The following is a 6,644-nucleotide window of genomic DNA, read 5'->3' on the forward strand; positions in this document are numbered from 1 at the left end:
CGGCGGCGGCGGGGGGGGCGCTCTCGGCGCTTGCGCCTCGGGCAGCACCAGCCGCACCGGCCCGGGGGGAAAGTCTTGCGGGACATAGAGCGGGGCGAGCGGCGCGCCGTCTGACAGGTCGACCGCAGATGCCGTCACCGCAGGTGCCATCAGTGCGCGGCGGCGGCTGTCGAGCACCAAAAACAGCGCCAGCGCCAATCCTGCCAGTGCGGCGATAAACACCCATGCAGGCATCGTTCGCCGGGTTGAGGCGACGGTTGGCCGGATATCGGTTTCACCGCCCGTATCGCTGCCGGGTTTTGTTGCCATCACCGATCTTCTTTGGGCACGAGGCGGCGGGCCTGCGCGCTGCGGTTATCGATGCGGAACACCAGGCGCGGCGAGACGGAATCGACCACAAACAGGCCATCACGCATCGCACCGTTGACCAGCCGCTCCTGTCCGCGCTCGTCAATCGTGTAAATCGCCGGCAGCGCCACATCGGAAGGCCATTCGATGAAGGTCTGCTGGCCATCGTCGCCAATCTGGCTGGGCCTGAGCCGCCGATCCCCGCTGACACGATAGCTTCCCGAGACAGCGGCTGTGTCTGATGTCTGATTGTCAGTGATCGCGTCGTCAGCGTCAAAAGTGAAGCGCACGCTGTATGCCGTGTCATACGCAGGCGATGATACGGCCAGCAGGTCGAACTGATACACACGGGTATCGGTGATCACCATCATGTTGGTTTCTGCACCGGCCTGGGTCGCCTTGATGAACAGGTGGGCGCCGCGCTTCGTGCTGGTCACCAGCCACGCGGTGCTGTCACCCACCGCAACGCTTTCGATGCGCTCATCGGGGGCAAATTCGATGCTGAGCTGATAGCCTGCCGCGACTTCGAGCTGCACGACCTGATCGGCGCGATATTCGACGGTACGCAGCCTGGGGTCGCCCGGGCCGGGCACCGGGCGCACCTGCGCCTGGCCTGCATCCGCCAGCAACAGAGCGCATAGCGCAATGAGCATCGGCCGCATCATCGCGTGATCTCATCGTTCGGTGTGATAATTGCCGGCAATGTCCGACCCGGCGGCACGGGTGCCGGCTCAGGCTCAGGCTCAGGCGGCGGCAAGGCTTCTGGATCACGCTGATACCGCACGACCTGAAAGCCGAGTGGGTTGAGGTAACGATCTTCGACCCGCATCGGCTCGCCAGCATAGCGATAGCGGATGACCGCAACCCATGCGCCGATCACCCGCGGTGCTGCGCCGCGATCCGATCGCCGCGTCTCGAATCGCACCATTGCAGTATCATTGCCCATCGGCGAGACGCTTTTGACCACGGTGTCGATCATCGTCGCGCGCGGATAACGGCTGAGCGGGCTATCGGGGTGCGACGCCTGCATTCTGGCGATATAGCCCGAGCGCGCGTTGTCTGCGGACCACAATGCCACCTTGCGATAGTTGGATTGCACCGAATTGATGTCGAAGCTTTCGCGCGCAATGACATATTGCACAAGGAACGACTGGGTGAGCGCGGCGTCGCCGGAAATTCGCTCAGGCTCCAGCGGATCGACCGCCTGGACGAACCCGGTCTGGCGATCGACGATCAGGGTATAGGGTTCCACCGTCTTGAGCGGTGTCAGCAACATCAGCGCAAGGGCAAGCAGCACAGCAACCGCCAGCGCGACCGATGCGATAATCCAGGCGATCCGGCGCGATGAGCGCAGCGCCTGCTGCTGGTCATCCGCCCAGGTCGCCGCCTCGCGGTAATAGATGTCCCGCTGGGCCTTGGTGTCTTCTTTCATGCCCGAAGGTCCCTTTGCCCGGCGCTTGCCGAGACGCGGTTGCTGGTACGCCGACGGTAAGACTGGCCAAGCGGGACGGCAGGTGGCGCCCCGGCATCGCGCATGACGGCCTGCACCGGAACGCGACCTGCAGACCCGCCGCCTGCAAGCTGCTGGCCTTGCAGCGCTTCGCGGCGCTGATCCGAAGCTATGGCATCCGCAACAACAGCGGCACGCGAGCGTCCCTCCTGTGCAGACAGCGCATTGACAACTGGCTGAACGGCGGTGCGCGCCATAGCCTGGTCACGCGGCTGCCCTGCAGTCAGTGCCGCTGGCCAGACGTGCGCAAACCTGAACCCGATCGCGACCCTGGCGAACGCCCAGAGCATCGCCGCCAGCACGAGCACGAACAGCAATGTGACCACCAGCAGTTCCACCGGCGCTGAGGGGACTGCGATCCCGGCTGCGCGCGCGGCGAGCAGGCTGGACAGCCATGGCTCAAGCAGCGCGAGTTCGACCCCCAGAATGATCGCTGTGCCGAGCGCGCCGAGCGCGGCTCCGGCCAGCACCCGTAACCACCCTTCGAACAGCCCGCGTGTGCTGTCGAACAGCACGAACGCGATGAACAACGGCGCCACCGCCAGCAAAAGCCCTGCGATCAACCGCACAGCACCAAACGCGCCGAGTATCCCGATCAGAAACAGAATGCGCGAACCACCCAGCGCAAAGGGTTCAAAGTTCGCAAACAACGGCGGCATGACATTGCTGTTGGCGGACCGCAGCCCTGCTCCCTTGATGGCAAGCGCCACCATCGCCGCATCAGTCGCCTCCAGCCGCGCGACCATTCCGCCGGTTGCGCCGGGCACGCCTGATGCCCCGCCAATTTGCGCGCTCAGCTCGGCAGGGCCGCTGATCGCAATGTCGTAAACCAGCGTGCGATAGGCAGGCCAGCTGGTGGCGAGCACCAGCACAATGCCGATCTTGACGAATGCCAGCACCCCTTCGCGCACGCTCGGCACCTGTCCAAGCAGCATGCGAAAACCAAACAACGCGACGAACACGGTGAGCAGCCCGGTCAGGATGATCCAGAACGGCGAGCCGGGACTTGCCAACGCCTGATAACCGGCAGAGCCAATGGTCTGCGCCTGGCAATCCACAAAACGCAAAGTGTCTCCAAGGAAGCTGCCCCCAGGCGTGGGCGCTGGGCAGAGCATTATACCTGCTCCATCAGCGCAGGAATCCAGTCGGCTGGATCGTCACCAACGGCTTGGCGCAACTGGTCGAGCATACGCACGCTGCGTTCGCGGCCCGACAGAATGGTGAGGATTTCGTGTTCCCCGGTGAGGTTGAGCCGCGCCACCACACTGTGCGTGCCATGCTTGATCAAAAAGCAGTGCGCGCTGTCGGGCAGCGTGCGCACAAGATCGAACTCATGCGGGGTCAGGCCGAAGCCATCGATATAGTCAGCCGCGCGCGCCTTGGGGTTGGCCATGAAAATCTGGGTTGCAGCCTGCTCGATGATCGCGCTGGCGATCCGGCTTTCCAGCGCGTCCTGCGCGCTTTGCGTCGCAAAACCGACGATGCCGTTGCGTTTGCGGATGGTCTTTTCCCAATCCTTGATCCGGCGAACGAATATATCGTCATCCAGCGCTTTCCAGCCCTCATCGACCACGATGATCGAGGGTGTGCCATCGAGCCGCTCTTCGACGCGGTGGAACAGGTACAGCATGGCCGGGCTGCGCAGCGCGGCATTGTCGAGGATCTGCGTCATGTCGAAACCGACCGTCGCCGCGCCAAGATCGGTCAGGTCCTGCGGGTTGTCGAACAGCCAGCTGTGCTCGCCTTCGCCCCACCAGCTGCGCAGACGCGACCACAGATCGGCACCGTGGGGACGGTGGCCGCCGCGAAACATCTCAACCAGATAGCGCAGGCGGCGAAGCTGCGGCGGCTGCAGGAAATTGGCGTCGATCGCATCCTTGATCTGCGCGGCGTCCTCGACATCGACCGAGCCCGCGAGCAGCGACAGCCATTCGATCAGGAATTGGCGATTGGCCGGCGTATCCTCGATCTGCAACGGATTGAGCCCAGAGGCGAGCCCGGGGCGCAGCACATCATAGCTGCCGCCGATCGCGCGGACGAACAGTTCTGCACCGCGATCCTTGTCAAAAAAGATGATTCGCGGATGGAATTTGCGCGCCTGTGCCAGCAGAAAGTTGAGGACCACGGTCTTGCCCGATCCCGAGGGACCGATGACGGTAAAGTTGCCCAGATCGCTCTGGTGGAAATTGAAATAATATGGCCCCGCTGCGGTGGTCTCAAGCAGGCTGACCGCATCACCCCAATGATTGCCGCTGGCCTGGCCCAGAGGGAAGTTATGGCTGCTGGCGAGCCCGGCAAAGTTGCGCGTCGAGACAAGGCCACGCCGCGCAATATAGCGAAAGTTGCCCGGAAACTGCGCCCAAAAGGCAGGCTCCAGCGCAATGTCCTCACGCACTGCGATAGCGCCGAGATCAGCGAGCGATGCCTGCGCCTCGGCAATGCCGCGATCGACTTCAGCAAGACTAGCGCCCCTGATCGCGATGGTCATGTGGTGTTCGCCAAACGAGGCCCGGCCCGCCGCGACATCGTCTTTGGCGGTTGCCAGTTCCGCGCGCAGGCTGAGCGCCTCGTCTTCGGCCGAGCGCATCCGGCGCAGCGCCAGGTTCATCCGCGACAGAGAGGCCTGCCGATCGACAAAGCCGAAGCTTTGCGAGATGGTGATTTCAAACGGCAGGCGCAGCAGTTCATCGAACATGCCCGGCGCGGTTTGCGCAGGATAATCCTTGATCGACACGATGCCCAGATAGCTGGGCGCGACGATGCCATTGGCACCCAGCTCCACCGTCTCCTGGCCAAAGCTTACCCGCCGATAGGGCAAATAGTGGCCGATGTCTTCAGCTGGCAGCAGAACCGGGCGCATCTCTCCGTTATAGAGCGACGACAGAAACTCCAGCGGTTCCGAACACGGCCCCTGTGGCGTATCATAAACCGTGAGCAGGCGCGGTTCGTAGCTGCCAAGCGAGGAGAGCAATGCATCGCGCGCGGTCTCTAGCTGGCGCAGATCCTGCGCAGCCTCAGCGCCACGATCGAGCGTCGAGCGTCCGATCAAAGCCCGCAGTCGGTCGAGCGTGCCCAGCCGCCCGCGCAGCGGACGACGGATCAGCGTCAGGAACAGCTCGTTGATATACAGCTGTTTCGACTGCAGCCGCGCGCGCCATGCCGCGTCCAGCCGTTTCGAGAACGGGTCGGGAAAATCGGCGTCAAGCTCGACATCGACCCGCCTGCGCACCACATGATGGTAGAGCGCGAAATTGGAGGTGCCGATGGCCTGCAGCATCGCATCGCGCAGGCGGTTGCGGTAGTTGATCTCTTCGGTGTCGGCGGTCTCGAAATGCAGACCGCGCAGATGGATGGTCTGCATCAACAACCCGTCACGCGTCTCGATGGTGTGATCATCGACATGCCGTGCATAGGGCAGATGGTCCCCCGCCTGCTTTTCACGCGCTATCACTTTGGGGTCGCTGGTCAGGGACGGTAGGAGTTGCATCGCCAGATCGCATGGTTGCGGATGCGCGGGCAAAGGCCCAGACGCACCAGCCACAGGTCAAAGAAGCGCGGCTCACGCAGGCACAGCAAGACGCCCGCCAGATGGATGATCAGCGCGGCCGCCACGATCCAGCCCGAGCGGAAGATCAGGAACAGCTCGGTCGCGATCACCGCATTGGCGACGAAATAGCTGTAGGTGACGCCGGCAAACATCTGCGGCCTCGTGAGCGCCACAAACACCGATGCGCGCTCGACCCCATCCATGGTTCAGCTGCCCAGCGTCGCGGTGGACTGGATACCCGCGACAATACTCGCGGCGCCGAACAGGATGAAGCAACCAATGATGACCGTCGCGCCATAGCGCCAGTTGATCCGGCCCGTGAGCATCAGGAAGCCGACAGCGGCGACCGCAACGACGGCGACCACCGTGGCGACCGTGCCCAGCAAAGTGCCCTGCAACCATTGCACGGCGGAAACCAGCACACCGGAGCCTGCGGGATCAGCAAGCGCATCCTGCGCAAAGGCGCTGCTTGAAGCCATGCTGACAAGCGCCATCGCGCCCCCGATCAACCGCCAGACAAAAAGCCGCACCCCCGCACCCCTTCAACTATCAGATTCGCCATCGAATATGCAGGGCAACCAGCAATTTGCCAACCCAAAGAATAATGTCATGCTTGTTGACACGAGGGTGACGCAGCTTTCCTGTGTTTATCGCTCTGTCATTTTGGTGACATATTAGATTTTGCTGCCAGGCCAGTAAATTAACACCAAAATGAAGGGGTTAAGCAGGCATGTTGTTGTTTAGCGCCATCATAGGATGTTCAAGGGATTGGAACCGCCCAAGGTTCGCCATGCCCGCTATGCCCCCCGCCTTCGCGAGGGCAGGCTCCATCGTCATAGCTGTTGATCGCCAGCGCCGCGCCCGATGCGTCGCTCACCGCGATGACACTGCCGCGCTCGTCGGCGTGCAGCCACGGTCTGATGTGCCGGTGCCTTCGTACCAGACCAGCGGTTCATCGCTGCCTGGGCCTTGCACATAGCGGCGCAGCACCGGCCAGGTGCTGGCGTTATGCTCGGTGATCAGCGCTGACCCGGCATAGCGCAACAGTGAGCCTTGCGCGGTCGGATAGAACATCCGTCCCAGCGCATCGTAAACAAAACGGCGGCAGCGAGGCTCACGGCTGACAGGAAGTTGCGCGCGAGCTTGTCGTAGCGGGTAGCGACACGGCGGAAGTCCTTGAGGCGGCAGAACATGGCCTCGACCCGCCACCGGTCTTTGTAGCGGCGCTCATCATACTGG

At 63.0% G+C, this 6,644-nt stretch carries 7 protein-coding genes and 2 pseudogenes; all 9 read right to left on the reverse strand.

Annotated elements, in window-relative coordinates:
* Positions 1–309, reverse strand: a pseudogene (locus ACEW8G_RS04805) (hypothetical protein); the annotation flags it as partial.
* A complete protein-coding gene (locus ACEW8G_RS04810) occupies positions 309–1,001 on the reverse strand; it encodes a TrbG/VirB9 family P-type conjugative transfer protein (protein WP_373487310.1) in 693 nt (230 codons plus the stop codon). The gene ACEW8G_RS04810 and the pseudogene ACEW8G_RS04805, both read right to left, overlap by 1 nt.
* Positions 1,002–1,009: 8 nt before the next feature.
* Positions 1,010–1,780, reverse strand: a complete 771-nt coding sequence (locus tag ACEW8G_RS04815) for a virB8 family protein (protein ID WP_373487311.1) — start codon at positions 1,778–1,780, stop codon at positions 1,010–1,012.
* Positions 1,777–2,973: a type IV secretion system protein gene (locus ACEW8G_RS04820; RefSeq protein WP_373487312.1), complete on the reverse strand. Its 1,197-nt coding sequence runs from the start codon at positions 2,971–2,973 to the stop codon at positions 1,777–1,779. The genes ACEW8G_RS04815 and ACEW8G_RS04820 overlap by 4 nt, the downstream gene beginning before the upstream one ends.
* The gene (locus tag ACEW8G_RS04825; RefSeq protein ID WP_373487313.1) at positions 2,973–5,345 is read right to left on the reverse strand and encodes a VirB4 family type IV secretion/conjugal transfer ATPase; all 2,373 of its coding nucleotides are present in this window, start codon (positions 5,343–5,345) and stop codon (positions 2,973–2,975) included. Before ACEW8G_RS04825 ends, ACEW8G_RS04820 begins: the two co-directional genes overlap by 1 nt.
* On the reverse strand, positions 5,324–5,608 hold the full coding sequence (locus tag ACEW8G_RS04830; protein ID WP_373487314.1) for a type IV secretion system protein VirB3: 285 nt from the start codon (positions 5,606–5,608) through the stop codon (positions 5,324–5,326). Before ACEW8G_RS04830 ends, ACEW8G_RS04825 begins: the two co-directional genes overlap by 22 nt.
* Before the next feature lie 3 nt (positions 5,609–5,611).
* Complete coding sequence (locus ACEW8G_RS04835; protein ID WP_373487315.1) at positions 5,612–5,899, reverse strand: TrbC/VirB2 family protein; 288 nt, start codon at positions 5,897–5,899, stop codon at positions 5,612–5,614.
* Between the two features lie 379 nt (positions 5,900–6,278).
* Positions 6,279–6,479, reverse strand: a complete 201-nt coding sequence (locus ACEW8G_RS04840; protein ID WP_373487316.1) for a hypothetical protein — start codon at positions 6,477–6,479, stop codon at positions 6,279–6,281.
* 17 nt (positions 6,480–6,496) lie between these two features.
* Positions 6,497–6,644 (reverse strand): annotated as a pseudogene (locus ACEW8G_RS04845) (transposase); the annotation flags it as partial.

It is taken from the genome of Blastomonas sp., from assembly GCF_041747255.1.
Lineage (GTDB): Bacteria > Pseudomonadota > Alphaproteobacteria > Sphingomonadales > Sphingomonadaceae > Blastomonas.